Source organism: Streptomyces sp. NPDC015661, assembly GCF_043077765.1.
GTDB lineage: Bacteria > Actinomycetota > Actinomycetes > Streptomycetales > Streptomycetaceae > Streptomyces.
On record NZ_JBIBST010000011.1, the window covers coordinates 117,994 to 143,686 of the forward strand.

Genomic DNA, 25,693 nt, shown 5'->3' on the forward strand with positions numbered 1-25,693 from the left:
CACAGTGCCGCCATGGACGCCATGGATCACGGCCTCTCGGCCACCCCGAGGGCCCTTGCCACCGAAGCCGTGCACGCCGGCCGCGAAGACCTCGCCGGCCTCGGGCTGCACGCCCCGCCGCTCGACCTGTCCACCACCTACCCCTCGTACGACGCCCGGGCCGAGGCCGCCCGGATCGACGAGTTCGCCAGCACGGGCGCCCGGCTCGACGGTCCGCCCGTCTACGCCCGGCTCGACAACCCGACCGTGGCCCGCTTCGAGGAGGCCCTCGCCCGCCTGGAGGGCGCCGAGGCCGCCGTCGCCTTCGCCAGCGGCATGGCCGCCCTCACCGCCGTGCTCCTCGCCCGCGCGAGCCAGGGCCTGCGCCACGTCGTCGCGGTCCGCCCGCTGTACGGCTGCAGCGACCACCTCCTCGAAGCCGGGCTGCTCGGCACCGAGGTGACCTGGACCGACCCGGCGGGCATAGCCGACGCGATCCGCCCCGACACCGGCCTCGTCATGGTCGAGTCGCCCGCCAACCCGACCCTCGCCGAGGCCGACATCCGGGCCCTCGCCCACTCCTGCGGCTCCGTCCCGCTGCTCGTCGACAACACCTTCGCCACGCCGGTGCTCCAGCGCCCCGTCGAGCAGGGCGCCCGCATCGTGCTGCACAGCGCCACCAAGTACCTCGGCGGCCACGGCGACGTCATGGGCGGCGTCGTCGCCTGCGACGAGGAGTTCGCCCGTACGCTCCGTCAGGTCCGCTTCGCCACCGGCGGGGTGCTCCACCCGCTCGCCGGCTATCTGCTCCTGCGCGGCCTCTCCACCCTTCCGGTACGGGTCAGGGCGGCGTCCTCGACGGCCGCGGAGCTCGTACGGCGGCTCGCCACCGACCCCCGGATCGCCCGCGTCCACTACCCGCGGATCGGCGGCGCGATGATCGCCTTCGAGGTGTACGGGGACCCGCACGACGTGATCGCCGGGGTGCGCCTGATCACCCCGGCGGTCAGTCTCGGCAGCGTCGACACCCTCATCCAGCACCCGGCCTCCATCAGCCACCGCATCGTGGCCGAGGGAGACCGGCGCTCGGCCGGCGTCAGCGACCGGCTGCTCCGCATGTCGGTCGGCCTGGAGGACGTCGAGGACCTGTGGCGCGACCTGACCCAGGCGCTCAGCGCTCCGCCCGGCGCGCCCCTTCGTGCTCCTGCTCCTGCTGCGTCCGGGCGGCCGGTCGCGGTGCCGGGGCCAGCCGGGCGGTGATGACCAGGGTGCCCTCCTCGATCTGGTAGTCGAGGGGGAGGTTCAGCGCCCGCATCGCGGCCACCATCCCCGTGTTGGAGGACTGCGTCACGGCGTACACGCTGTCGCAGCCGGTCTCCTCGGCCATCGCCACCAGCCGGCCGAGGAGCTCGGAGCCGATGCCGCGCCGCTGCCACTCGTCCTCGACGAGGAGGGCGACCTCCGTCTCGTCGCCGTCCCACAGCAGGTGGCCGAGGGCGACCAGTCGGCCCGAGGTCGTCTGGACGGCGAGGGTGCGGCCGAAGCGGGGGCTGAGCAGGTGGTCGAGATAGCGGTCGGCGTCGCCGACCGGGCCGTGGTACCGCAGGCCCAGGGTGCGGGCTGAGCAGCGGTCGTGCATGGCGCGCGCGGCGGGCAGGTCCCGCTGGTCCGCCCGGCGGACGGTGATCTCGTTGCCCTCGGGCAGGGTCAGCACGTCCTGGCTGCGCGGGACGCGGGGGCCCAGGCGGGCGTCGAGCTCGACGAGGGCGCGGGCCCGGGCGAACTCGGTCGGGGTGAACGGCAGATAGGGCCGCTCGATGATGAGGGTGCCGCCGTGCGGGTCGCGCAGCCGCATCACGGTCTCCTCCAGGACGCCCTCGACGGGGGCCTGTTCGCCGGTGGGGCGGCCGGTGAGCGAGACCGCCGGCACCGAGTGGAGGGTGCAGCGGCCCAGCAGCTGGCGCAGCGCGAGCGGCAGTTCGGCCGCGTCGAGGGCGGTACGGGTGGCCAGGCCGAGGACCCGGGTGGGGGTGTCGACCAGGTCGTGGGCGTCGGCCCGCTCGGTCCAGGTGTCGCGACCGCCGGCGGTCGCCGTCTCGCGGGCGAGGGCCTGCGCGGAGAGGTCGGCGGGGGCGCGCAGCAGGAACTCGTCGACGGTGCCGTCGCCCAGCGGGTGGGTCTGGAGGGTGAGGATGTCCACGCCCAGGCGGGCGAGGGCCGTGCACAGTGCGGCGAGGCTGCCCGGGGTGTCGGCGACGGTGGTCCGCATCCGCCACAGCGTCGTCTCGGCGGACGGCGCGGACGGCGCGGACGGCGTCTCCGTGCCGTCCGCCGGGCGCGCTGCCGGCCGCTCGGCGGTGGGGCGCCCGCCGGTGTCACCGGCGGGCGGGGCATGGCTGGCATGACTGTGCCGCCGCGCCCACCAGGTGTGGAACCCGGCGGTGGCGACCAGCGCGATCGCCGAGAAGACCAGGAGGTGGGGGCCGTCGGGGCCCTTGGCGATGGTCTTGGCGATCGTGTCGGCCACCACCACGGCGGTGAACATGGCGGCGAGCTCGATCAGGTCGTGCCGCCAGTGGTGCGGACGGCGGGTGCTCTTCGAAGACGTCACATCGGTCATGGCTTCACTGTGACCCAGCGGTGTTGCGTGATCACGAACGCTTTGTGACTGACGGGTTAAGCGCCGATCTGGCGGCTTAACGACCGATTCAGTCCGTTTCTGTCAGAGGTTGATCGGCTCCTTGGTGGAGTGCGTTCTGCAGCCGCTTGGCCTGCACCACCAGCTGCGAGGAACCCCGGCCCGAGGCGAGCGTGTCGAGCCCGGCGACCCCGCCGCCGGCCCCGCACCGCTCCACACAGTCGGCGGCGACCGCGAGGAGCTCGCCGAGCCCGCGTACCGGCTTCGCCGGGTCCGACAGCTCCGGAAGCATCGCCGAGAGGATCGCCCACACCGTCCCGTACGCCCCCGTGGCCGCCGCCGTACGGGCCGCGTCCGCCAGCCGGTTCGGCTTGACCGAGCCCTCCGCGACCAGCCACGCCAGCTCCTCGCCGAGCCGCCGGGCGTCCAGCTCGCCCCGCGCCGCCAGGACGAGCACGGCGTCCACCGCGCGCAGCCGGTCGTCCGCGTCCATGCAGCCGAGACCGAGGGCCAGGGCCAGCAGCACCGCCCGGCCGACCGGACCCTCGGCCTCGGCCAGCGCGGTCAGCGGTTCGGTCACGCCGCGCGAGTCCCCCTCGGCACCCACGAGGGTCGGCAGGAGACAGGCCGCGAGCAGCTCGCGGTCGGCCGGCAGCACCGGGGCCCACTGCGCGCGGCCCTCGATCCAGTGATGGCAGCGCCGCGGCGTCGCCCCCAGGGCGCCGCCGAGCCACTGGAAGGCGGGCGGGAACTCCGCCTTCACCGCCCGGTGCCCGCCGAGGTCGACCACGAGCCGGTCGGTCAGGTAGTACCTCCGCAGGGTCTTGTCCTCGTCCCGCCGGAGGAACCGCACGGTCGCCCCCACGGCCTCCTCTTCTCCCAGCCGGGCGGCCAGTCGCCGGCCGGCCGGGGTGCCGAGCGCCGCCGCCTCCCCGGCCGCCCGCGCCGCCGAGGGGTCGCCCCGCTCCACCCGGAGCAGGGCCTGCGCGAGATCGGCCGGAGCGGGCTCGACGCCCGCGTCCCGGTACTGCCGCAGCCGCTCCACCAGGACCAGCGGGTCGATCGCCCCCGTGTGCCGGGTCGGCGTGGCGAGGAGGAACGGCAGCGCGTCCGTGCCCACCAGGTCGGCGGCCTCCCACAGACGGCCGTCGAGCACCCCCGACAGCGCCTGGTGGAGACAGGACTCCGCGCCGTGGCCGCTGGTCCGACGGACGTCGACGAGCGCCGGGTTCAGCAGACCGAGCAGCCCCGCGAGCACCACATGGATCCCATGGGTGGTGTGCGTGAAGTAATGGGTCTGCTGCTCCCACGGAGGCGAGGGGAAAGCCTCCCGCACCGCCTCCGCCACGGCCGCCCGGTCCCGGTGCGCGTGCCGCACGAGGTCGTCGAGCGCCCGCTCGAACGCGACGGGGTTCTCGGAGAGCCGCTTCACCACCAGTTCCGACATCAGCTCCTCGACGGTCGTCACCGGGGGCGGGACCAGCTGCGCCTCGGGCAGCGGAGGCAGGATCTCCTCGTACGGAAGTACCTCCTCCGGTTCCAGGTCCGCGCCGAACAGCTCCACGGCGGCCCGCCGGTGCGTCGGGCTCAGCAGCCCCGCGGCCTCGGCCAGCTCGCGCCGCACCCCCTCGTCCACGGCGGACAGATGACGGCCCACCAGCCTGAGGGCCCGCTCCTGGATGTCGGTGTCCTCGTTCCCGAAGGCCTCCGTCACGGCGGGCAGCAGCTCCCCGGCCGCGCCCGGCTCCCGCGCGAGCACCTTGCCGACCAGCGCCAACTGCGCCCGCACCAGCTTCTTCTCGGTACGGAAGAGCACACCGGACGTCATCTCGGCCAGTGCGCCGACCGGCACCGCCCCCGCCGAGGCGAGCTCCACCAGGACGTCCTGCGCGTACCCGGCGACGATCGACGGCGCGTCGGCCGCGATCCCGACCCAGTCCGGGATCCGGGCCCGCAGCTCCTCCGCGTCCGGTGCGAGGAGCTGCACCAGCTCCAGCGGGAGGCGCAGGTTCCGGAGGGGGCCGCCGCGCAGCAGCCGGGACACGCACACGTCCAGGACCCGCGCACGGTCCAGGACCCCTTCCTCGACGAGCGTCCGCAGCGCCGACGGCCAGTGCCGCTGCGGCCGGCGACCGGCCGGCCGGGTCAGCGGCTCGGGAGGCTCGGCCATCGCGAGGGCGTGCGCCACGAGGGCGGGTGTCTGCGGGTCCTCCCGGAGCCGCTCCACGAGCCGGTCGTCGACGAGGTGCCAGGTCCACCCCGTGACGTAACCGTCGGTCGGCTCGACGGTGAACCCGGCGCGGACGATCAGCCCGTGGAGGAGGGGGTAGCTGTTCTCCGCCACGGACCGGCGCCCGGCCAGACGCCCCGCCAGGTCCGCCGCCCACTCCGGGTCGGGCTCGCCGAGGGCCGCGAGGGCCAGGGGTTTGTCCTCCGGCCAGATCTGGAGGTCGCGGGCGCCGAGCCAGCTCGCGGCGGCCGCCGCCGTCGGGAGACAGCCGGCGCCCGCCACGTACAGCGCGCTGCGGATGCGGTTCGGCATGTACGGCGGCGTCGCCCACTTACCGGCACGCACCTCGGCGCGCAGCGCCTTCAGCCGGGCGAGCGCGGCCCTGCGCTCGGCGGCGTCCAGCGGCTCCAACGCGGCCGGCACCTCCTGAGCCTCCCCGGCCAGCACCAGGGCGAGCAGCCTCTCGACGCCGGAGTGGCGCCCCGCACCGGATGCCGCGCCCGGTCCCTCCGCCCTGCCCCCGGCCACGTTCTCCACCTCGCCCGTCACCGTCCCCACGCCCTTCCGCGTCCCGTCCCCGATGCCGTCCCCCACACCGTCCCCCGTCCCGTTCCCCCCCGTCCCGTTCCCCACGGCGTCCCCGGTCCCGTTCCCCACGGCGTCCCCGGTCCCGTTCCCCACGGCGTCCCCGGTCCCGTTCCCCACGGCGTCCCCGGTCCCGTTCCCCACGGCGTCCCGGGTCCCGCCCCCCGTCCCGTCTCCCATGCCGTCCCCCGCCCCGCTGTCCCCGCCCCGCTGTCCCCGCCCCGCTGTTCCGCCCGCGCCTCCACCGTCACGACGCCTCCGCTGCGGCCGCCGCACCCCGGCGTGCCATCCGGACCGCGAGCGCGTGCTTGCACGGGCCCCGTCGGCCCTGGTGCTCCGCCCACCACGGGCACGTGCAGCTCAGCCTCCCGGACGACTCGCGCACCCGGTGGCGACGCTCGCCCGAGGCCACCGTCGCCAGGTCCCCGTCCAGCTCCACCGCCCCTTCCCCGAGCAGTCGGCGCGCGCTCACCAGACGGGGGTTGTGCCGTTCGGCGCGGTCGGCTTCGTAGGGCAGCTCGCGGTGGAAGTAGGCCGCGTCCGCCACGTCGTACCCCACACGCCCCGCCGTGCCGAGCCGGGTCAGCGCCGCACGCACCCGCCGAGAAGAAGCGGGGATGGGCCTGCGCCCCTGCGGGCGTGAGGCCCCCCGCCGTCTCCAGTCCGAGCAGCCGGCCGGAGCCCGTGGACTCCAGCGCGGACGGGCGGACGTAGGCGAGCGCCTGAACGGATCGCGTCATGGGAACGACGTTAGGACCCGCCACTGACAATCAGCGCATGCGGCAGGCGGCGGTCGAGGCCGCCACTTCGCACCCGCTCCCACCAGGGGCTACTGCCCGACGCGACCCGGCTGCAGGACCTTGCTGAAGAGCACCGTCCCGCCCTCGGCCCGGAGCCGCACCGTCAGCTCCCCGCTCCCGCCGTCGATGTCGACCTCGCCGAAGTACTGCGGGCTCTCCATCGGCGACAGGTTCGCCCGCTCCGGCGCCCGCACGAAGACCCGCTCCGGGCCGAAGGTCGCGTCCAGGGCGTTCGCCGGGAACCCGCCCGCCGCCAGCGGCCCGGACACGAACTCCCAGAAGGGCGCGAAGTCCTGGAAGGCGGCCCGCTCCGGCGCGTAGTGCTGCGCCGAGGTGTAGTGGACGTCCGCCGTCAGCCACACCGTGCCGGTGATCCGCCGGTGCTTCACGAACCGCAGCAGCTCCGCGATCTGGAGCTCCCGGCCCAGCGGCGCACCCGGGTCGCCCTGCGCGATCGCCTCGAAGTTCGCCGCGCCGTCCGGGACGACCAGACCGATCGGCATGTCCGCCGCGAGCACCTTCCACACCGCCCTGGACGCGGCCAGCTCCCGCTTGAGCCACGCCAGCTGCTCGGCACCGAGGATGCCGGTGGTGTCGTCGGCCTGCCGGCCGGGCGAGTTGGCGTTCCGGTACGAGCGCATGTCGAGGACGAACACGTCGAGCAGCGGCCCGTACCGCACCACCCGGTGCATCCTCCGCTCGTGCCCCTCACCGCGCGGGTGGAGGGTGGAGACCGGGAAGTACTCGCCGAACGCGCGCGAGGCGCGCGCCGCGAGGACGTCCACGTCCTTCTCCGTGTAGCGGGCGTCCTCCAGGATCTGGCCCGGGTACCAGTTGTTCCGCACCTCGTGGTCGTCCCACTGCACCACCGACGGCACCTGCGCGTTGAAGGCCCGGACGTTGTGGTCGAGGAGGTTGTAGCGGAAGTTGCCCCGGTACTCGTCGAGGGTCTCGGCGACCTTCGACTTCTCCGGCGTCGTGACGTTCCGCCAGATCCGGCCGTCCGGGAGGGTCACGCTCGGCTGGATGACCCCGTCGGCGTAGATCGTGTCACCGCTGCACAGGAAGAAGTCCGGGTCGAGCCGGCGCATCTCCTCGTACGCGCGGAAGCCCCCGATGTCCGGGTTGATGCCCCAGCCCTGCCCCGCGATGTCGCCGGACCACAGGAAGCGGACCCCGTCGCGGCGCCGGTCCGGCGCCGTACGGAAGGTGCCGAGGACCGGCTCGCCCGCCCGGCGCGGGTCGTCCGGGTCGACGAGGGTGACGCGGTAGTGGATCTGCTCGCCCGCGGGCAGGCCGCGCAGGGCGGTCGTGCCGGTGAAGTCCGTGTCCGCGCCGATCAGCGGCCCGAGGTGGCGGCGCGCGTGCCGGAAGGACTCGGTCGCCGAGGTCTCCACCAGCATCCGCGCCGGCCGGTCCGAACGCACCCACACCAGGCCGGAGGAGGCCGTGACGTCACCCGCCTGCACACCCCACTCGGCCCTGGGCCGGCCCGACAGCGCGAACGCGGGGGCGGCGAGACCGGTGCCGCCGAGGGTGAGCGCCGCCGACGCGGCGAGCGAGCCGCGCAGGACGCTGCGCCGGGCGGGGGAGGGGGAGGAGCCGGGCACGGGAAGGGACATGAAAAGGCCTCCGGGGTCGGGTCGTTCCGGTCGTGGACGGTGCGCCGCCCCGTGCCTCACGACCGGGGCGCCGCCCCATGCCTAACGGCCGGGTGAGGCGCCCGCACGAACCCCGCGTGAACAGATCGCGCCTCACCCCCTCCCGTACGCCTCCGCCGCCAGCCTGATCCCGGTCCCGATGGCCGAAGGCGCCAGGTGCGCGTACCCGATGACGAGCCGTACGTCCCCGTCCGCAGGCCGCGCCGTGCCGTACTCCTCCAGGGGCCGCAGCGCCACCCCGGCCTCCGCCGCCCGCGCCAGGAACCGCTCCGGAGGCCCGAACCGCCCCGGTACGCGCGCGATGACGTGCAGTCCGGCCGCGATGCCGCTCACCCGGGTGCCGGGCAGGTGCTCGGCGAGCGCCGCGAGCAGTGCGTCCCGCCGCTCCCGGTAGGCGCGTTGGCAGCGGCGCAGCTGACGGTCGTATCCGCCGCGCGTCACGAACTCCGCGAGGACGGCCTGGTCGAGTACGGGATTGCCGAGGTCCATCGTCCGCTTGCGCTCCACGACCTCGTCGAGCAGCGCCTCCGGCACGAGCATCCAGCCGAGCCGCAGCCCGGGTGCCAGCGACTTGCTGACGGAGCCGGTGTAGGCGACCCGTTCGGGGTCGAGGCCCTGGAGCGCGCCGACGGGGGCCCGGTCGTAGCGGAAGTCGCCGTCGTAGTCGTCCTCCAGGACGTACCCGTCCACCGAGCGCGCCCAGTCGAGGAGCGCGGCCCGGCGCTCCGCCGACCAGCTGATGCCGGACGGGAACTGGTGCGAGGGCGTCACGACCACCGCCCGTATCCCGGAGTCGGCGAGCGGCCCGGGACGCAGCCCCTCCTCGTCCAGCGGCAGCCACACCGTCTCCATGCCGGTGGAGGCGAACAGCCGTCCGTGCTCCGGGCTGCCGGGATCCTCGATCCCGACCCGGCGCAGTCCACGCGCGCGCAGGACGAAGCCGAGGAGCGTCGACGCCTGGGCCACGCCCGAACAGACCACGAGCCGCTCCGGATCGGCGACCACGCCCCGCCGCCGCGTCAGCATCGCGGCCAGCGCCGTGCGCAGTTCGGGGAGCCCGCGGGGGTCCGGGTAGCCGAGCGCCGGGTGGGGGAGCCGTGTGAGCACGGACCGCTGCGCCGCAGCCCACGCGCTCCTGGGGAACAGCGACAGGTCGGGGGTCCCCGGGCGGAAGTCCACCCGGACTCCCGGTGCCCCGGCGGCCAGGTCGCGGGCCCCGCGCACCGCCGCCCGGGCCGCGCCGCCCACCCAGGTCCCCGCGCCCCGGTCGCTGCGCAGATAGCCCTCGGCCGTCAGCTGTTCGTACGCCTCGGTGACGAGCCCCCGCGAGACGCCGAGGTCGGCCGCGAGCTCACGGGTCGACGGCAGCCGCGTCCCGGCCGCGAGCCGCCCCGAACGCACCGCCTCCCGCAGCGCCTCCTGGAGGGCTCGCCCCCGCCGCCGCGTGGGAGCCCCGACGGCCGGCAGGAGCAACTCCCAGGCCGCCTGTCCCTGACTCGCCATGTCACATGGCCCTTCTCGCCGCCCCGCGCCGGGTCCCTCGGTCCGCCCCGGTCGGGACCCATGATGCCGGGGCCCGTGACGCGGCAGCTACGTCGATCGGGTGCATCGGCGGTGTGGCGTCCGCCCGTTCCGGGGCGGGTCGACTGCCATGGACGGGTGAGGGGACGCACGGGCAGCGGGCTGTTGGCACGGATCGCGAACCGGCGCGAGGCCCGGCGCGGGAGCCGGCGCCGAGGTGCGGGCGACTCCGCCGCGGGCCGTTCGGGCCGCTCGCAGTGGCCCGTGCTCGCCGTGGCCGTGCTGCCCGGTCTGGCCGCGATGGTGGCGCTGCTCTTCACCTGGCGGGAAGTGCGGGTCACGGAACAGGGCCAGCTCACGAGCCGGTTCAACGACGCGATCACCAACCTCGGCTCCCCGTCGCTCGACGTGCGGTTCGGCGGGATCTACGCCCTCGAACGCATCATGCAGGACTCGCCGCGCGACCAGCCGAGGGTCGTCCAGGTCCTCTCGGCGTACGTGCGCCGCCACGCGAGTGTCCCGGCGACCGGCTTCGCGAAGGAGCCGGAGGAACCTCGGGAGGGACAGGAGGCACCCGACCACCGACGCCCGGCGACGGACGTGACCGCCGTGGTGAACGTCCTGGCCCACCGCTCCCCGGGGCACGACGGCGACGCCCCGGTCGACTGGAGCCGGGCGGACCTCCGGGGCCTGCTTCTGACCACCTGGGCCGTCGAGGACATCGCGAAGCTGCCCGAGGTCGGGGCGTTCCCGCGCGCGCGTGCCCCGTTCGCCTACGTGAACCTGGAGGGCGCGGACCTGCGTCACGCCAACCTGTCAGGCGTCGACCTGCGGAGCGCGTTCGCCGCCGAGTCCAACCTGAGGCAGACCCAGCTTCTCCGCGTCGACCTGCGCGAGGCCGATCTGAGCCTGGCCGACCTGACCGAGGCGAACGTGATCGACACGGACCTGTCCGGAGCGGACCTCAGCGGCGCGATCCTGCGGGGAGCGTTCCTGGGGGTCCTGGACACGCCTTCCGCCGTCGAACCGTCCGATCTGTCCCGTGCCGTGCTCTGGGACGCGGATCTCACCGGCGCGAACCTCGGCGGAGCGACGCTGACGGGAGCGATCCTCGCGGATGCCGATCTGACGGGCGCGTCCCTGGTCGGCGCCCACCTGCGGGGCGCCAGGTTCAGCGCGGCCGACAGATCGCTGCAGGCAGAGGTCGTCGTCGGCACCGTGGCGGAGAGCGCGAACCTGACCGGTGCCGACCTGACCGGTGCCGACCTGCACGGAGCGGACCTCCGCGAGGTGAACCTGACCCGGGCGGATCTCACGGGGGCGGACCTCACCGGAGCGGACCTCAGGGGGGCCAGGACGACCGGAGCCAGGCTGACCGGCGCACGCACCGAAGGGGCCCGCGGGTTGCCCGGCTCCGACGCGCCGGACTGACCCGGACCGGCGACCGGACCCCCTCCCCGGATGCCGGGGGCCGCCTACCGCCACACGTCCAGGGACAGGTGCCCGGACAGCGCGCGGAGGAAGTCCGGCGCGTCGAACAGCGCGCCGGCCGAGGCGACGCCGGTCGTGCGGGTCCGGCCGGTGAGGATCCGGTGGACCGCCTCCACCGCGAGCGGCGCGCTGACGGCGTAGATGTCCTGCCCGGCGGCGACGGCCCGGCGTTCCGCGTCCCCGGAGCGCACGACGACGTCCACGAGGAAGGTCTGCGCGGACCGGCCGCGCGCGTCCACGGCGGCCGGTGCCGACGCGTCCGGCGCCGACAGGTCCCGGGCCGCCTCGACCGCCATGTACGTGCGTACCTCGGGCACCTCGAGATGGCTCGGGACGGTCACCACGTCGGCCATCGTGAACTCGCCGATGACGGGCCGGGTGCCCAGGGGAGCGGGGAAGGCCCACTCCACGACCGAGGACGCGTCGTCGTGGTACTCCAGTTGCCCGCCGGTGTAGCGGACGTGCCGCCCGTTCCGCCGCTCGCGGGAGACCTTGCCCGCCGCGAGCGTGCCCGCCGTGGGGTGCCAGCTGCTCAGCCCGTAGGCGACGTGCACCTCGTCGGCGGCCGTCCAGTCGCCCATGGCCGTGGTGGCGAGGAGGTCGCCGAGACCGCCGTAGAAGGCCATCGCCGGGACGACGACCGTGCCGGCGGCGCGGGCCCGGTCGGCGAAGCGGGCGAAGGTGTCGGCGTTGGCCTCGATCTCGGCGGCCACGTCCACGTACGGGATCCCCGCGCGCAGTGCGGCCTCGATCACCGGGGCGACGGTCACGGCGAACGGCCCGGCGCAGTTGACGACGGCCGCCGCGCCGGCCGCCGCGCGGTCGAGCGAGGCCGGGTCGTCGACCGACGCCGGGCGGACGTCGAGCCCCTCGTACGACGCGGCGAGCGCCCGCAGCCTGCCGGTGTCGCGGCCGGAGAGCACCGGGACGAAGCCCCGCTCCAGGAGTTCCGCCACCACGAAGCGCCCGGTGTGACCGTACGCCCCGAACACCACGACCCGCTGACCCGATCCCATGACTTCTCCCGCCGTTCCCGGTCATCGCATGCCCGGTTGTCGAATGTTGAACTACCCCCATCCTGGCGGCCGGTGACGGCGACCACGAGTGTCCGGAACGACATCCCCCGTACAATTACGGACATGAGGACGCTCGCACTGGCCGTCACCGACGGCATGCTGCACTTCGAACTCTCCCTCGCGTACGAGGTGTTCGGCTCCGCCCCGGACGCGGTGGACGTGCCCTGGTACGACGTGACCCTCTGCGGGCCCGGCCCCGCGCGCGTGGAGCGGTTCCGCATGGAACCCGACCACGGGCTCGACCGGCTCCCGTACGCGGACACCGTGATCGTCCCCGGCTGGGCCGACGTCGACGAGGAACCGCCCGCCGACCTGGTCGACGCCGTGCGCGCGGCCCACGAGGCAGGCGCGCGCGTGGCCTCCCTGTGCACGGGCGCGTTCGTCCTGGCCGCCGCCGGCCTCCTCGACGGCCGACGCGCCACCACCCACTGGGCGCACACCGAGGCCCTCGCCGCGCGGTACCCCCGCGTCGAGGTCGATCCGGACGTCCTCTACGTGGACAACGGCAGCGTGCTCACCTCCGCCGGCAAGGCCGCCGCGATGGACCTCTGCCTCCACCTCGTCCGCCTCGACCACGGCTCGGCGGTCGCCAACACGGCCGCCCGCCGCCTGGTCGTGCCCCCGCACCGGGACGGCGGCCAGGCCCAGTTCGTCACCGCCCCCGTACCCACCCGGGAGGACCACCCGCTCACCGAGCTGCTGCCCTGGGCCGTCGAACGGCTCCACCAGCCGCTGACCGTGGAGGACCTGGCCCGCCGGGCGCGGATGAGCTCGCGCCACCTGGGCCGCCACTTCCGCGCGGCGACCGGCACCACCCCGCTGCAATGGCTCCTCACCCAGCGGATCCGGCGCGCCCAGGAGCTCCTGGAGGCCACCGACGACAGCGTCGACGCCATCGCCGAGGCGACCGGCATGGGCACCGCCACGACCCTCCGCCGCCACTTCAACCGCACCGTCGGCGTCCCGCCGGACACCTACCGCCGCACCTTCCGCTCCCGGACGCACCCCGTACCCGGTGGGAAGTGGTCCCCGATGGCGTGACGGAAGTGGACCTTAAACAGGGCCGCGCCGGTTCATAGCGTCGGAGGCATGAACGCGAACGCCTTGCGCGGGGTCCTCCTGGTGACCCTCGCCTACGCCCTCGTCGGTGCCTCCTTCACCGCCAACAGCCTGCTCGGCGCCTATCCGTACGCGGGAGGACAGGCGCTCCGGTACGCCGCTGCCTGCCTGCTGCTCCTTCCGCTGCTCGGCCGCGGCGGACTCGCCCCGCTGCGGCTCCTGACCCCGCGTCACTGGCTGCGGCTCGCCGCCCTCGCGGCCGTCGGCATGGTCGGATTCAACCTCGCCGTCCTCGCCGCCGAGCGGACCGCCGAGCCCGCCGTCCCCGGCGTCCTGGTCGGCTGCGCCCCCGTCGTCGTCGCCGTCCTGGTCCCGCTGACCGAGGGCCGCAGGCCCGCTCCCGCCGTGCTGTACGGGGCGCTGCTCGTCGCCGCCGGTGCCTTCACGGTGCAGGGCTGGGGGCGGACGGACCCGGCCGGGATCGGCTGGTCGGTGGCGGCGCTCGCGGGCGAGGTGGGCTTCACCGTCCTCGCCGTCCCGGTCCTGCGGATCCTGGGGCCGAAGCTGCTGACGGCCGCCGTGTGCGGGATCGGGGCGGCCGAGGCGGCGCTCGTCGGCCTGGTCGTGGACGGCGCGGGCTTCGTGCGGATGCCGACGGCCGTGGAGGCGGGCGCTCTGGTCTGGCAGGCGGCCCTGGCCACGGTCGTCGGATTCGTCCTCTTCTACATGGGCGTCCAGCGCGTCGGCATGGAGAGGGCCACTCTCTACACCGGGGCCATCCCGATCGCCGCCGCCCTGAGCGCCGCGGTGGTCGGAGGCGGCGTCTTCGGCCTCCCGCAGGCGGCCGGCAGTCTCCTCGTGGGCGCGGGCGCCGCCCTGGGCACCGGCCTGTTCACGAGGTCGCCCCGGCCCCTCTCAGCGGCTGCCGTCCAGGATCACGCGCGCGACGAGAGCCGGGTCGTCGTTCATCGGCACGTGCCCGCAGCCGGGCAGCCGGACCAGGCGCGCGGCGGGCAGGGTGTGCTTGGCGCGGACGCCCTGGCGCCGCAGCAGCAGCCGGTCGCGGCTGCCCCAGGCGACGGTGACGGGAACGGCGGGGACGTCGTCACGGAAGAGGGCGGTCCGGCCGGCGGCAAGGGTCTGGTGGAAGCCGGTGGCCTCGCGCAGCGCCAGCGTCTCGGCGACGACGGCCTCGGGTGACCGGCGGCCGGGCCGCGCGTAGATGGTGCTGGTGAGCACGGTGCGCCCGGCGGCGGTGCGCGAGAGGCGTTCGATCACCGGAACGGGCAGCGACAGGGCGGCGCCCCGCATGGCCCGCAGCGTTCCGAAGGCGTACCGCCGCTCGCCCTCCGACCAGAACCCGGCGGGGGAGAGGGCGGTGACCGAGCGCACCAGCTTCTCCCGGCCCAGCTCCAGGGCGAGCAGCCCGCCGAGCGAGTTCCCCGCGACGTGCGGCCGCTCGAAGCCGACGGCGCCGCAGAAGGCGCCGAGCACGGGGACGACGGTGGACAGGTCGTACGGGACGCCCTCCGGCAGCCCGTCGGAGGCCCCGAAGCCGGGCAGGTCGACGGCGATCACCTCACGTTCGGCGGCGAGGACGTCGAGGACGGGTTCCCAGGCCTGCCAGTGGTGCCCGATGCCGTGGAGCAGCAACAGCGGCTCGCCCGCGCCCCGCCGCTCGTACGCCATGGACGTGGTGCGGCGACCCGCCGGGGTCTCGATCGTGAACGCGATCCGTGCGGGCATGCGGGCTCCTCGGTTCCTCGTGAAGCGCTTCGTGAACACCGGTCGGCGCCACCTTTTAGACGTCCCGTCAGCAAGAATTACCGCTCAGTAGCCAGGAGTTCAAGACGGGAGCCGGAAACTGGACACGGCCGGTGGCGTGGGCTGGGATGGACGCGTGCCCACCGACATCCCCGCAGCCCTTCCGACCGACACCCTCACCGAACTCTTCGAGGAGCACCGCCCGATGCTCCTCGGCGTCGCCTACCGGATGCTCGGCCGCACCGCCGACGCCGAGGACGTCGTCCAGGAGGCCTGGCTGCGCTGGACCGCCGCCGACCGGGACACCGTCCGCGAACCGCGCGCCTTCCTCGTACGGATCACCACCCGGCTCGCCATCGACCGGCTCCGCCAGGCGCAGGCGCGCCGCGAGTCCTACGTCGGCCCCTGGCTCCCCGAACCCCTCGTCACCGACTTCGGCCCCGCCACCCCCGACAGCGCCGAGCGCGCGCTGCTCGCCGACTCCGTCTCGCTCGCCGTCCTCGTGGTGCTCGAATCCCTCTCCCCGCTGGAACGGGCCGTCTTCGTGCTCCGCGAGGCCTTCGGCTTCCCGTACGGGGAGATCGCCACCGCCCTCGACCGCTCCGAGGCGGCCGTGCGCCAGCTCGCCGGACGCGCCCGGCGCCACGTCGACGAGGGCAGGCCGCGCTACGATGTCGACCCGGCCGAGCGCCGCGACCTCACCGAACGCTTCCTCTCCGCCGCCGCCGGCGGCGACATCGGCGAGCTCCTCGCGCTCCTCGCCCCGGACGTGCGGCTCGTCGGCGACAGCGGAGGCAAGTCCAAGGCGCCGCTGCGGATCATCGAGACCGCCGACAAGGTCGGCCGCTTCCTCGCCGCCGTCGCCCCGGACTCGTGGGCCGGGTACGCGGTCCGCTTCCTGGAGCTCAACGGCGCCCCGGCCGTGCTCGTCCTCATCGACGGGAAGCCCGACACCGTCTTCCAGGTCGAGACGCACGACGGACTCGTCCAGTGCGTCTACATCCACCGCAACCCGGACAAGCTCCAGGGCCTCGCGGACCTCCTCGACGCCTGACGCCGATCACGCCATCCGGCCGGATCTCGCCCCGCCTCCCCTCCCGGGAGGCGGGGCCTTTTGCTGCGCGGGCCTCACGAGGGCGCGAACGTCCTGTGAACGATCTAGGTCAGAGGGTCACATTCAGGGGCGTCCGACGGAGGATTGGTCTTGACCAAGGGGGTGCCTCGCCTTATGGTCGCAGAGTTAGTGCAGGAACCTTTAATAAACAAGGGCGCGGAAAAACGCCGCGGGACACGGCGAATTGCGGAGGATCAGGGTGGGGACCACGCAGCTGGCATCGGTACCGGAACCGAAGTACCAGCACCTCAAGACAGTGATCGGCGAAGCGCTCGACTCGGACTTCGCCGTCGGGGAGATCCTCCCCAACGAGCGCGAGCTCGCGGCCCGCTTCGGCGTCGCCCGCGCCACGCTCCGCCAGGCCCTGGAACAGCTGGAGCTGGAGGGCCGCCTGCAGCGCCGCCGCGGCGTCGGCACCACGGTCGCCCCGCCGCGCGTCGGCGTCGACGTCTCCACCACCCAGCACACCTGGCCCGGTGTCGGCGACGACGCCTGGCAGCCCCAGGACTCCGCGGCCGACGTGGCCCCGGCCGCCGTCGCCCGCGTCCTGGAGACCGGCACCGACGAGCAGGTGCACGTCGTGCGCCGCATCCGGATCAGCCAGGGCCAGCCGGTCGCGGCCGAGCTGCTCTACGTGCCGGCCGGATCCGTCCCGGGCCTCAGCGCCATCGACGCGCCCGCCGGTCCCGCCCGCGCCCGCGCCGTGCTCCGCGAACTCCAGCACCTCGTCCTCGACGGCCAGGACCGCTCCGTGGAGCTCGGCTCCGCCCGCGCCGACGACGCCAAGGAACTCGACCGGCTGCCGGGCGCACCCGTCCTCGTCGTGACGACCCGCTACCTCTCCGCCGGGCGCACCGCCGCCGTCTCCGTGGCCACCTACCGCGCCGACACCTGCCGCCTCACCTTCGGCGACTCCGTCGACCTGGTCATGGCCTCGTAACACCCCACGCCCCCAGGCACCGGCCCGTCACCAGGAGGACAACCCCTAGCGGCGGGCCGTCACCGTGCCGTCGACGGCGAACAGCTGCTCCTCGACGTGGTCGAGGGCGAGCCGCAGGGCGCCCGTGCCCACCGCGGCCTCGCCGAGCAGGGACAGCACCACCCGGGGCGGACGCAGACAGAACCGCGCCAGCTCCTCGCGCAGCGGCTGGAGCACCCCGTCGAGGCCGGCCGCCCAGCCGCCGACGACCACCAGCTCGGGGTCGATGGCGAGCACCAGGGCCGCCACGTCGTGCACGAGGCGCTGGATGAACCGCTCCACCGCCGCCTGTGCGCGCGCGTCGCCCTTGCGGGCCAGCGCGAAGACCTCCGCGACCGCCTGCTCGTCCAGCGGGTGCAGCGGCTCGTCCGTGGTCGACAGGAGATGCTCGGGCGTGACGCCCCGGCCCAGCAGGTGCAGCGCCCCGATCTCCCCGGCCGCTCCGCCGAAGCCGCGGTGCAGCCGGCCGCCGATCAGCGAACCGGCCCCGGGGCTCAGACCGGCCAGGACGAAGACGATGTCGTCGGAGTCGGTCGCGGCACCCTTCCAGTGCTCGGCGACCGCCGCCGCGTTGGCGTCGTTCTCCACGATCACCGGGCAGCGGAACGAGCGCCTCAGCCGCTCGCCGAGCGCGAGGCCCGTCCAGCCGGGCAGTGCCGTACCGAGGCGCACCGTGCCGTCGGCCTCCACGATGCCGGGCGTGCCGACGCCGACGGCCCGCAGATTGGACCGGGCGACCCCGGCCCTGCGCAGCACATCGGCCACGACCGTACGCACCCGGTCGAGGCGCTCGTCCTCGGGTGCCGTCTCCGACACCTCCCGGGACCCGGCGCCGATGATGCGCCCGTCCAGACCGGAGAGCAGGGCGGCCACGCGGTGGGGGCCGATCTCGATGCCGAGCAGATGGCCTGCCTCGGCCCGGAAGCGGAACCTCCGTGCCGGACGCCCCTGCCGCCGGGTCTCGCCCTCCTCGGGCGCCGACTCGACGACGAGACCGCCCTCCATGAGGCCCTCGACGACCCCCTCGACCGTGGGCCGCGACAGGCCCGTGATCCGGGTCAGATCCGTGAGCGTGGGCGCGTCGGCGCCCCGCAGCGCATGGAGTACCACCGCGGAGTTGATCCGCCGCAGCAGAGACGGATCCCCGCCGGTCAGCCGCCCCACCGTGTGTCCTCCCAGCTCGTGCGCTTCTCAGGCGGATGGTACTCAATGGGTCGGCATGCGGCGAGTGCCGCCCCCGCGGCGGACCCGGCGGGATCGCACCCGCCTCCTGACGCGACGCCAACTGTCAGTGCCGGCCGCTTTACTGTCCCCATGACCACGGCAGGGCACCTGGCGACCATCGACTTACTCCGCACCCGCGCCTTCCCGGCGCCACCGGAGCGATCCGGATCCGTCGACAGCGGCCCCGGCTTCCACGTCGGGGAGCTCGCGACGAGCGAGGACTTCTGGGAGGACGACGGCACCCGCAGGCTGCTCGTCGAGGAGCAGTACGAGGCGGAGCGCGACGGACTCGCCGCCCTGCTCACCGCGCGCTGGGGCCCGCCGCGGGAGCTGAGCCTGTGGTCCGTCCTGGAGCGGAGCATGGACGGGGAGGAGATGCCGGAGCCGTGGCCGACCCTCAGCTGCCACACCCCGCACCTGAAGCTGTGGCGGGCGGAGGGACGGTGGACGGGCCTCGGCGTCTCCCAGTGGGACAAGGAGCTGCCGTTCCAGCTCCTCGCCGTGATCACCGAGATCGACCCACCCGACGAGGCCTAGGCCTCTGCCGCCGCCCGCAGCCGGGCGAACTCCTCCGCCATCGTCGCCGCCGTCCAGTGGGCGTTGAGCCCGCTCGGGTTGGGCAGCGCCCAGATCCGGGTGGATCCGATCGTCCGGTCCTGCGGCCCGATCGCGGCCTTCGGCTCCCCGAAGGCCGTGCGGTACGCCGTCACCCCGACGACCGCGAGCCAGCGCGGCGCGAGGCGTTCCACCTTCTCCACGAGCAGCCGCCCGCCCTCGCGGTACTCCTCGCGGCTCAGCTCGTCGGCCCGCGCGGTCGCCCGCGCCACCATGTTCGTGATCCCGAGCCCGTACGAGAGGAGCTCCTCCTGCTCGTCCGGCCGCAGCTGCCTCGGCGTGAACCCGGAGAGGTGCAGCACCGGCCAGAAGCGATTGCCCGGCCGGGCGAAGTGGTGGCCCGTCGCCGCCGTCATCAGACCCGGATTGATCCCGCAGAAGAGCACGGAAAGGCCGCCCGCGACCACGTCGGCAACGACGCGGTCGCGGGCGGCCTCCAGCTCCTGCTGAGTGAACCGGGGGTTCCGGGTCAGAGGATCGCGCCGGGGGTGTAGGCGGCGGCCTCCGGGTGCTGCTTGAGGATCTCCTCGATACGGGAGACCACCGACGCGACCTGGTCGGCGGCGGCGCCCGTGAAGGACAGCTTGTCCGCCATCAGCTCGTCGAGCTGCGCGCGGTCCAGCGGGATCCGCTCGTCGGCGGCCAGCTTGTCGAGGAGCTCGTTGCGCTCGGCGCCCTGCTCGCGCATGGCGAGGGCGGAGGCGACGGCGTTCTCCTTGATGGCCTCGTGGGCGACCTCGCGGCCCACGCCGGCGCGCACCGCGCCCATGAGGACCTTGGTCGTCGCCAGGAAGGGCAGGTAGCGGTCGAGCTCACGGGCGACGACGGCCGGGAAGGCGCCGAACTCGTCGAGCACGGTGAGGAAGGTCTCCAGGAGGCCGTCGAGCGCGAAGAACGCGTCCGGCAGCGCGACGCGGCGGACCACGGAGCAGGACACGTCGCCCTCGTTCCACTGGTCGCCCGCCAGCTCGCCGGTCATCGAGGCGTAGCCGCGCAGGATGACCATCAGGCCGTTGACGCGCTCGCAGGAGCGGGTGTTCATCTTGTGCGGCATCGCCGAGGAGCCGACCTGGCCGGGCTTGAAGCCCTCGGTGACCAGCTCGTGGCCCGCCATCAGGCGGATCGTCTTGGCGATCGAGGACGGCGCGGCGGCCAGCTGCACCAGGGAGGTGACCACGTCGTAGTCGAGCGAGCGCGGGTAGACCTGGCCGACCGAGGTGAAGGCGTGCGCGAAGCCGAGGTGACCGGCGATCCGCTGCTCGAGCTCGGCCAGCTTGCCGGCGTCGCCGCCGAGCAGGTCCAGCATGTCCTGTGCGGTGCCGACCGGGCCCTTGATGCCGCGCAGCGGGTAGCGGCCGAGGAGCTCCTCCAGGCGGGCGTAGGCCACGAGCAGCTCGTCCGACGCCGTCGCGAAACGCTTGCCGAGGGTGGTCGCCTGGGCGGCGACGTTGTGCGAGCGGCCGGCCATGACCAGCTCCGCGTACTCGGCGGACAGCTTGCCGAGGCGGGCGAGGACGGCGACCGTGCGGTCCCGCATCAGCTCCAGGGAGAGCCGGATCTGCAGCTGCTCGACGTTCTCGGTGAGGTCGCGCGAGGTCATGCCCTTGTGGACGTGCTCGTGGCCGGCGAGGGCGTTGAACTCCTCGATCCGGGCCTTCACGTCGTGCCGGGTGACCTTCTCGCGCTCGGCGATGGAACCGAGGTCGACCTGGTCGAGAACGCGCTCGTAGTCGGCGAGGGCGGCGTCCGGAACCTCGATCCCGAGGTCCTTCTGCGCACGCAGCACGGCGAGCCACAGCTGACGCTCCAGCTTCACCTTCTGCTCGGGGGACCAGAGGACGGCGAGCTCCGCGGAGGCGTAGCGGCCGGCCAGAACGTTGGGGATGCGGGGCTTCGCAGTCACAGCAGTCACGTGGACAGAGTTTACTGGTGGTTTCTGCAGGCCAGCGCCACGGTCCGGTGTGGAGCTTGCTACGAGACGCAGGTCACGCGCGCGCGTGGGCCGGCCGCTACCGGTCGGCCGGGGGCTCGTACGGCAGCAGCTCGGGGCGCTTGGGCGGGCGGCCGTCCCCCGAGGAGCGGCCGGTCAGACGCCGTCCGATCCACGGCCCCAGGTGCTCCTTGGCGAAGCGGGCGTCCGCGATCCGCCGGCTCGCCCAGCCGGGCCGTGCGGCCGCGGGAAGCGGCGAGCGCCAGTCCTCCTCGGGCGCCAGGCCGAGCGTCTGCCACACGGCCTCGGCGACCCGCCGGTGCCCGTCCGCCGTCAGATGCAGCCGGTCCACGTCCCAGAGCCGGGGGTCGCCGAGCGACGGAGCCCCGTACAGGTCGACGACCAGGGCGCCGTGCTCGGTGGCGAGCCCGTCGATGTGGGCGAACAGCTCCTCCATCCGGGGCCGGAAGCGCTCCATGACCGGGCCGTTGCGGCCGGGGCTGCGCATCAGGACCAGCTGCCCGCAGGAAGGTGTGAGGCGTTCCACTGCCTCGGTCAGCAGGTCCCGCACCCGGACCATGTCGACCTTCGGGCGGAGGGTGTCGTTGAGCCCGCCGACCAGGGTCACCACATCGGCCTTCATCCCTGCGGCCAGGTCGACTTGCTCGTCGACGATCTGGCCGATGAGCTTGCCGCGCACGGCCAGATTGGCGTAGCGGAAGCCGGGGGAGCGGGCGGCGAGCCGGCCCGCGAGGACGTCGGCCCAGCCCCGGTAGGAGCCGTCGGGCTTCAGGTCCGACATACCCTCGGTGAAGCTGTCCCCGACGGCGACGAGACTGTTGTACGTGGCATTGATCTCCATGGCGGAGCGATCATACCGTGCGGTATGCACGGGGTGCCGTGGAGAACCCGGGAGGGGAAACCCGATGAGCGACGCGCTCCTGAGCGCCCTGGCCGAGGCCCTCGCCGATCTGGTGACGGCGGTCGAGACCTGCGACGACGAGGTCCTCGACCCGGACACGGCCGTGAAGTGGCTGGAGGCCACCTCGTACACCCTGAAGGGACTCGGTGCCGCCGATCGCCGCGCCCTCGACGGACTGTTCCGCGAGGCCGCGCTGCGGCAGCCGGCCGGCCCCAGGCGCGAGGAGCTCCTGAAGGTCTCCGAGGGCTTCGGCCTCACCGAGGACACCCACGCGGCCGCCTGCGACGCCGCCCTGGAGACCGCGCGGCGCTTCGCCGCGACCGTCCGCGACGCCGACCCCGTGACCCCCGTCCCCACCTGCCCCGGCTGGGACCTGGCGGACCTGACGTGGCACCTCGGCACCCTCCACCACTGGGCCGAACACGTCGTACGGACCCGGGCCACCACCCGCGTCCTCGCCCGCGACCTCCCCCTCGACCCGCCGACCGACCTCGCGGCCCACCCCGACTGGCTCGCCGCCGGAGCCGAGCGGTTCGCCGCCACCGCGCGCGCGGCGGACCCGGACGCCCCGGTCTGGTCGCCCGGTGCCGACCCGCACGTCCGCCACTACCCCCGCCACGTGCTCTTCGAGACCCTGGTCCACCTCGCCGACGCCGAGATCGCCCTGACCGGCGAGGCCCGCCCCCTCGGCCCCGGCATCGCAGCCGACGCGATCGACCACTTCCTCGAGAACGCCCCGTACATCCCCTGGATCGCCGAACCGCTCGCCCACCTCGACCGTGACGGAGCCGTCCTCCGCCTCACCGCCCGCGACACCGGCGCCGTCTGGACGCTCGCCCTCGGCGGGGGCGGCTTCACCTGGAACCGGGAGAGCCGGAAGGGCCGGGAGGGCCGGGAGGGCCGGGGGAACGGCGGCGCGGAGCCGACCGCCGGCGTCGAGGCCGACACCGGCGAGCTGCTGCTCCTGCTGCACCGCCGGTACGCCGCCGACGACCCCCGCTTCGCCCACACCGGCGACCGGCACCTGCTCGACGACTGGCTCGCCGCCACCGCGCTCTGACACGACGGAGGGGCCCCGGGAAGACTCCCGGGGCCCCTCAGGTCTCAGCGCGTCACGGCGCCGCCGAGCGTCCCACCAGCTCGCGCAGGACGTCCTCCATCGTCACGAGGCCCGCCGGCTTGCTCTCCTCGTCGAGCACGGCCGCCAGATGGGTCCGGCTGCGGCGCATCGCGGTGAGGACGTCGTCCAGCGGCGTCGCCGCCCGGACCCGGGCGATCGGCCGCAGCGCCGACACCGGGAACGGCAGATCGCGCGGGGTGGCGTCCAGGGCGTCCTTGACGTGCAGATAGCCCAGGATGCGGCGTTCGGCGTCGAGGACCGGGAAGCGGGAGAACCCGGTCCGCGCCGCCAGCGTCTCCAGCTCCTCCGGAGTGGTGCCGACCTGCGCGTACACGACCTTCTCCGCCGGCATCACGACGTCCCGCACGGGACGCCGGCCCAGCTCGAGGGCGTCGTGCAGTCGCTCGGCGGCCCGGTCGTCGAGGAGGCCCGCGTCGCCCGCGTCGGTGACCATCCGGGCCAGCTCGTCGTCCGAGAAGGTCGCCGAGACCTCGTCCTTCGTCTCCACCCGCAACAGCTTGAGCAGGGCGTTGGCGAAGGCGTTGATCGCGAAGATCACCGGCCGCAGCGCCCGCGCGAGCGTCACGAGCGGAGGCCCGAGGAGCAGCGCGGAACGCGTCGGCTCGGCCAGCGCGATGTTCTTCGGCACCATCTCGCCGAGCAGCATGTGCAGATACGTCGCCAGGGCCAGCGCGATCGCGAACGAGATCGTGGCGGCCACGCCGTGCGGCACGCCGACCGCGTCGAAGACCGGTTCCAGGAGGTGCTCGATGGCCGGCTCGGCGACGATGCCGAGGACCAGGGTGCAGAGCGTGATGCCGAGCTGCGCCGCCGCGAGCATCGCGGAGACGTGCTCCAGGCCCCAGATGACGCTGCGCGCCCGCCGGTTCCCGGAGTCGGCCAAGGGCTCGATCTGACTGCGGCGGACCGAGATCAGGGCGAACTCGGCGCCGACGAAGAAGGCGTTGACGACCAGCGTGAGCAGACCGATCAACAGCTGGATCGCGATCATCGGCCGGCCTCCCCGGACTCGTCCGTGTCATGCGGGGCGGGGCGTGCGGGGGCGTGCAGGAGCACGCGCGCGGCGCGCCGGCCCGAGGCGTCGACGACGTCGAGCCGCCAGTCGGCCAGCTCCACGCTGTCGCCGGCGGCGGGGATGCGGCCGAGCTCCGTCGCGAGGACGCCCGCGAGCGTCTCGTACGGGCCGTCCGGCACCCGCAGGCCGATCGTGGCCAGCTGGTCCGTACGGGCGGCGCCGTCGGCGGACCACAGCTCGCGCCCGTCCGCGTCCTCGCCGGCCCGCGCCAGGTCCGGCGTCTCGTGCGGGTCGTGCTCGTCGCGCACCTCGCCGACGACCTCCTCGACGATGTCCTCCAGGGTGACGACCCCGGCCGTGCCGCCGTACTCGTCGATGACGACGGCCATCGTCTGCTTGCCCGACAGCCGGTCGAGCAGCCGGTCCACGGTGAGCGTCTCGGGGACGAGCAGGGGCTCGCGGAGCATCTCGCCGATCCGGCGGCGGGGCCGGTCCTCGGCCGGAATCGCGAGCACGTCCTTGATGTGGGCTATGCCCACGACCGCGTCGAGGCTGCCCCGGTAGACGGGGAAGCGGGACAGGCCGGTCGCGCGGGTCGCGTTGGCGACGTCCTCGGCGGTGGCCTGCACCTCCAGCGCGGTGACCTGCACGCGGGGCGTCATCACGTTCTCCGCGGTCAGCTCCGCCAGGTTGAGGGTACGGACGAACAGCTCGGCCGTGTCCGCCTCCAGGGCGCCCTCCTTCGCGGAGTGCCGGGCGAGCGCCACCAGCTCCTGCGGGGAGCGCGCGGAGGCGAGCTCCTCGGTCGGCTCCAGACCGAGGCGGCGCAGGAACCGGTTCGCGGTGTTGTTGAGATGACTGATGAACGGCTTGAAGGCGGCCGTGAACACGCGCTGAGGGGTGCCCACCACCTTCGCGACGGCGAGCGGCGAGGAGATCGCCCAGTTCTTGGGGACCAGCTCGCCGACGACCATCAGGACGACGGTGGACAGGGCGGTGCCCAGGACGAGGGCGACCGAGGAGGCCGTCGAGGACGAGAGTCCGATCGACTCCAGGGGCCCGCTGATCAGCGCGGCGATCGAGGGCTCGGAGAGCATGCCGACGACCAGGTTGGTCACGGTGATGCCCAGCTGGGCGCCGGAGAGCTGGAAGGTGAGGGAGCGGACGGCCTTGAGCGCGCCCGCCGCCCCCCGCTCGCCGCGCTCGGCGGCGGCTTCGAGCTCGCCGCGCTCGACCGTGGTCAGGGAGAACTCGGCCGCGACGAACGCCCCGCACGCGAGAGCGAGCAGCAGCGCCACCACGAGCAGAAGCACTTCGGTCATCGGTTCACCTCCGTCCCATGATCAGTCAGCGGGAGAGGTATCGCTCGATGTCGATGGTCGGAACCAGTGCTACTGGGAGGCTCGCCCATGGGCGGACATTCACACCTTTCGGTCGTCAGGAGGAGACACCATGGTAAAGGATCGGCAAAGTGGGGTGGTGGGCGCCCTCTCCCGGTGGCTACGCGCTGAACGGCTTCACCCATCGGCGCCATTGTTCCTGCCGCTCGTACCCCGCGGCTCCCCAGGCGGCGTGCGCCGTCTCGTTCGCCACCAGGACCATCGCGTCCGCACGGCGCCCGCCGAGCGCGGCGAAACGATCCTCCGCCGCTCGCAGCAGCGCGGTCGAGATGCCCTGCCGACGGTGCGAGGGCAGCACGGCGAGCCGGTAGAGCGAGGCCCGCCAGCCGTCCCAGCCGGCGATCACGGAGCCCACGATCCGCCCGTCGGGCAGCGTGGCCAGGATCAGCGCCTCGGGGTCGCGCTCCAGGAGCCGGGTCACTCCGTGCACGTCGTCGGAGATGGACGTGCCCTCGGCGGACTCCCGCCAGAAGGCCAGGACGGCCTCCGCCTCGTCGGGGACGGCGGAGCGAATCTTCACATCGATCATGGCCGGATCCCATCATGCGG

The 25,693-nt window shown here is 74.2% G+C and carries 20 protein-coding genes and 2 pseudogenes; 8 read left to right on the forward strand and 14 right to left on the reverse strand.

What is annotated here, in order from left to right:
• Positions 1–12: 12 nt before the first annotated feature.
• Positions 13–1,239: a trans-sulfuration enzyme family protein gene (locus ACF07V_RS28375; RefSeq protein WP_392158365.1), complete on the forward strand. Its 1,227-nt coding sequence runs from the start codon at positions 13–15 to the stop codon at positions 1,237–1,239.
• Here the strand turns inward: ACF07V_RS28375 and ACF07V_RS28380 are convergent.
• From ACF07V_RS28380 to ACF07V_RS28400, 5 genes and pseudogenes are all read right to left on the reverse strand, one after another.
• Positions 1,151–2,599, reverse strand: a complete 1,449-nt coding sequence (locus ACF07V_RS28380) for a GNAT family N-acetyltransferase (protein WP_392158366.1) — start codon at positions 2,597–2,599, stop codon at positions 1,151–1,153. The genes ACF07V_RS28375 and ACF07V_RS28380 overlap by 89 nt on opposite strands.
• Positions 2,600–2,687: 88 nt before the next feature.
• Complete coding sequence (locus ACF07V_RS28385; RefSeq protein WP_392158368.1) at positions 2,688–5,441, reverse strand: DUF6493 family protein; 2,754 nt, start codon at positions 5,439–5,441, stop codon at positions 2,688–2,690.
• Between the two features lie 238 nt (positions 5,442–5,679).
• Positions 5,680–6,033, reverse strand: a pseudogene (locus tag ACF07V_RS28390) (SWIM zinc finger family protein); the annotation flags it as partial.
• A gap of 228 nt (positions 6,034–6,261) precedes the next feature.
• Complete coding sequence (locus ACF07V_RS28395; protein WP_392158370.1) at positions 6,262–7,854, reverse strand: alkaline phosphatase D family protein; 1,593 nt, start codon at positions 7,852–7,854, stop codon at positions 6,262–6,264.
• A gap of 132 nt (positions 7,855–7,986) precedes the next feature.
• On the reverse strand, positions 7,987–9,396 hold the full coding sequence (locus ACF07V_RS28400) for a PLP-dependent aminotransferase family protein (protein WP_392158371.1): 1,410 nt from the start codon (positions 9,394–9,396) through the stop codon (positions 7,987–7,989).
• A 156-nt stretch (positions 9,397–9,552) separates the two neighbouring features.
• Between ACF07V_RS28400 and ACF07V_RS28405 the strand changes: the two genes are divergently transcribed.
• Positions 9,553–10,845: a pentapeptide repeat-containing protein gene (locus ACF07V_RS28405; protein WP_392158373.1), complete on the forward strand. Its 1,293-nt coding sequence runs from the start codon at positions 9,553–9,555 to the stop codon at positions 10,843–10,845.
• 44 nt (positions 10,846–10,889) lie between these two features.
• On the opposite strand, the gene ACF07V_RS28410 is transcribed toward ACF07V_RS28405, so the two are convergent.
• Positions 10,890–11,921, reverse strand: coding sequence for a saccharopine dehydrogenase NADP-binding domain-containing protein (locus tag ACF07V_RS28410; RefSeq protein ID WP_392158375.1), 1,032 nt, complete (start codon positions 11,919–11,921; stop codon positions 10,890–10,892).
• Between the two features lie 123 nt (positions 11,922–12,044).
• Between ACF07V_RS28410 and ACF07V_RS28415 the strand changes: the two genes are divergently transcribed.
• Together ACF07V_RS28415 and ACF07V_RS28420 are read left to right on the forward strand one after the other, a co-directional pair.
• A complete protein-coding gene (locus ACF07V_RS28415; protein ID WP_392158377.1) occupies positions 12,045–13,022 on the forward strand; it encodes a helix-turn-helix domain-containing protein in 978 nt (325 codons plus the stop codon).
• A 48-nt stretch (positions 13,023–13,070) separates the two neighbouring features.
• A pseudogene (locus ACF07V_RS28420) lies at positions 13,071–13,475 on the forward strand (EamA family transporter); the annotation flags it as partial.
• A gap of 480 nt (positions 13,476–13,955) precedes the next feature.
• On the opposite strand, the gene ACF07V_RS28425 reads toward ACF07V_RS28420, so the two are convergent.
• Positions 13,956–14,786 (reverse strand): alpha/beta fold hydrolase, encoded by an 831-nt coding sequence (locus tag ACF07V_RS28425; RefSeq protein WP_392158379.1) that lies wholly within the window; start codon positions 14,784–14,786, stop codon positions 13,956–13,958.
• 154 nt (positions 14,787–14,940) lie between these two features.
• Here ACF07V_RS28425 and ACF07V_RS28430 point away from each other — a divergent pair, with 154 nt between their 5' ends.
• Together ACF07V_RS28430 and ACF07V_RS28435 are read left to right on the forward strand one after the other, a co-directional pair.
• Complete coding sequence (locus tag ACF07V_RS28430) at positions 14,941–15,858, forward strand: RNA polymerase sigma-70 factor (protein ID WP_392158380.1); 918 nt, start codon at positions 14,941–14,943, stop codon at positions 15,856–15,858.
• Positions 15,859–16,117: 259 nt separating this feature from the next.
• Positions 16,118–16,858, forward strand: coding sequence for a GntR family transcriptional regulator (locus ACF07V_RS28435; RefSeq protein ID WP_392158381.1), 741 nt, complete (start codon positions 16,118–16,120; stop codon positions 16,856–16,858).
• Between the two features lie 45 nt (positions 16,859–16,903).
• On the opposite strand, the gene ACF07V_RS28440 is transcribed toward ACF07V_RS28435, so the two are convergent.
• On the reverse strand, positions 16,904–18,061 hold the full coding sequence (locus tag ACF07V_RS28440; protein WP_392158382.1) for an ROK family transcriptional regulator: 1,158 nt from the start codon (positions 18,059–18,061) through the stop codon (positions 16,904–16,906).
• A gap of 150 nt (positions 18,062–18,211) precedes the next feature.
• On the opposite strand from ACF07V_RS28440, the gene ACF07V_RS28445 reads away from it, so the two are divergent.
• Positions 18,212–18,658 (forward strand): hypothetical protein, encoded by a 447-nt coding sequence (locus tag ACF07V_RS28445; RefSeq protein WP_392158384.1) that lies wholly within the window; start codon positions 18,212–18,214, stop codon positions 18,656–18,658.
• Here the strand turns inward: ACF07V_RS28445 and mug are convergent.
• The 3 genes from mug to ACF07V_RS28460 all read right to left on the reverse strand — a co-directional run bounded on the left by mug (position 18,655) and on the right by ACF07V_RS28460 (position 21,528).
• Positions 18,655–19,143: a G/U mismatch-specific DNA glycosylase gene (gene mug / locus ACF07V_RS28450; protein ID WP_392158386.1), complete on the reverse strand. Its 489-nt coding sequence runs from the start codon at positions 19,141–19,143 to the stop codon at positions 18,655–18,657. The genes ACF07V_RS28445 and mug overlap by 4 nt on opposite strands.
• A 62-nt stretch (positions 19,144–19,205) precedes the next feature.
• Positions 19,206–20,648, reverse strand: a complete 1,443-nt coding sequence (gene purB / locus ACF07V_RS28455) for an adenylosuccinate lyase (RefSeq protein ID WP_392158387.1) — start codon at positions 20,646–20,648, stop codon at positions 19,206–19,208.
• A 97-nt stretch (positions 20,649–20,745) separates the two neighbouring features.
• Positions 20,746–21,528, reverse strand: coding sequence for an SGNH/GDSL hydrolase family protein (locus tag ACF07V_RS28460; RefSeq protein WP_392158389.1), 783 nt, complete (start codon positions 21,526–21,528; stop codon positions 20,746–20,748).
• Between the two features lie 64 nt (positions 21,529–21,592).
• Between ACF07V_RS28460 and ACF07V_RS28465 the strand changes: the two genes are divergently transcribed.
• A complete protein-coding gene (locus tag ACF07V_RS28465) occupies positions 21,593–22,648 on the forward strand; it encodes a maleylpyruvate isomerase N-terminal domain-containing protein (protein ID WP_392158390.1) in 1,056 nt (351 codons plus the stop codon).
• Between the two features lie 52 nt (positions 22,649–22,700).
• Here ACF07V_RS28465 and ACF07V_RS28470 read toward each other — a convergent pair whose 3' ends face one another.
• The 3 genes from ACF07V_RS28470 to ACF07V_RS28480 form a co-directional block, all read right to left on the reverse strand.
• On the reverse strand, positions 22,701–23,720 hold the full coding sequence (locus ACF07V_RS28470; protein ID WP_392158392.1) for a hemolysin family protein: 1,020 nt from the start codon (positions 23,718–23,720) through the stop codon (positions 22,701–22,703).
• Positions 23,717–25,066, reverse strand: a complete 1,350-nt coding sequence (locus ACF07V_RS28475) for a hemolysin family protein (RefSeq protein ID WP_392158393.1) — start codon at positions 25,064–25,066, stop codon at positions 23,717–23,719. The genes ACF07V_RS28470 and ACF07V_RS28475 overlap by 4 nt, the downstream gene beginning before the upstream one ends.
• A gap of 178 nt (positions 25,067–25,244) precedes the next feature.
• A complete protein-coding gene (locus tag ACF07V_RS28480; RefSeq protein WP_392158395.1) occupies positions 25,245–25,673 on the reverse strand; it encodes a GNAT family N-acetyltransferase in 429 nt (142 codons plus the stop codon).
• Positions 25,674–25,693 lie beyond the last annotated feature (20 nt).

Bases quoted from the DNA above. Each gene is read 5' to 3' on its own strand.
- ACF07V_RS28375 (WP_392158365.1), top strand. From the start codon at position 13: ATGGACGCCATGGATCACGGCCTCTCGGCCACCCCGAGGGCCCTTGCC.
- ACF07V_RS28380 (WP_392158366.1), bottom strand. From the start codon at position 2,599: ATGACCGATGTGACGTCTTCGAAGAGCACCCGCCGTCCGCACCACTGG.
- ACF07V_RS28395 (WP_392158370.1), bottom strand. From the start codon at position 7,854: ATGTCCCTTCCCGTGCCCGGCTCCTCCCCCTCCCCCGCCCGGCGCAGC.
- ACF07V_RS28400 (WP_392158371.1), bottom strand. From the start codon at position 9,396: ATGGCGAGTCAGGGACAGGCGGCCTGGGAGTTGCTCCTGCCGGCCGTC.
- ACF07V_RS28410 (WP_392158375.1), bottom strand. From the start codon at position 11,921: ATGGGATCGGGTCAGCGGGTCGTGGTGTTCGGGGCGTACGGTCACACC.
- ACF07V_RS28415 (WP_392158377.1), top strand. From the start codon at position 12,045: ATGAGGACGCTCGCACTGGCCGTCACCGACGGCATGCTGCACTTCGAA.
- ACF07V_RS28425 (WP_392158379.1), bottom strand. From the start codon at position 14,786: ATGCCCGCACGGATCGCGTTCACGATCGAGACCCCGGCGGGTCGCCGC.
- ACF07V_RS28445 (WP_392158384.1), top strand. From the start codon at position 18,212: ATGACCACGGCAGGGCACCTGGCGACCATCGACTTACTCCGCACCCGC.
- ACF07V_RS28460 (WP_392158389.1), bottom strand. From the start codon at position 21,528: ATGGAGATCAATGCCACGTACAACAGTCTCGTCGCCGTCGGGGACAGC.
- ACF07V_RS28465 (WP_392158390.1), top strand. From the start codon at position 21,593: ATGAGCGACGCGCTCCTGAGCGCCCTGGCCGAGGCCCTCGCCGATCTG.
- ACF07V_RS28470 (WP_392158392.1), bottom strand. From the start codon at position 23,720: ATGATCGCGATCCAGCTGTTGATCGGTCTGCTCACGCTGGTCGTCAAC.
- ACF07V_RS28475 (WP_392158393.1), bottom strand. From the start codon at position 25,066: ATGACCGAAGTGCTTCTGCTCGTGGTGGCGCTGCTGCTCGCTCTCGCG.
- ACF07V_RS28480 (WP_392158395.1), bottom strand. From the start codon at position 25,673: ATGATCGATGTGAAGATTCGCTCCGCCGTCCCCGACGAGGCGGAGGCC.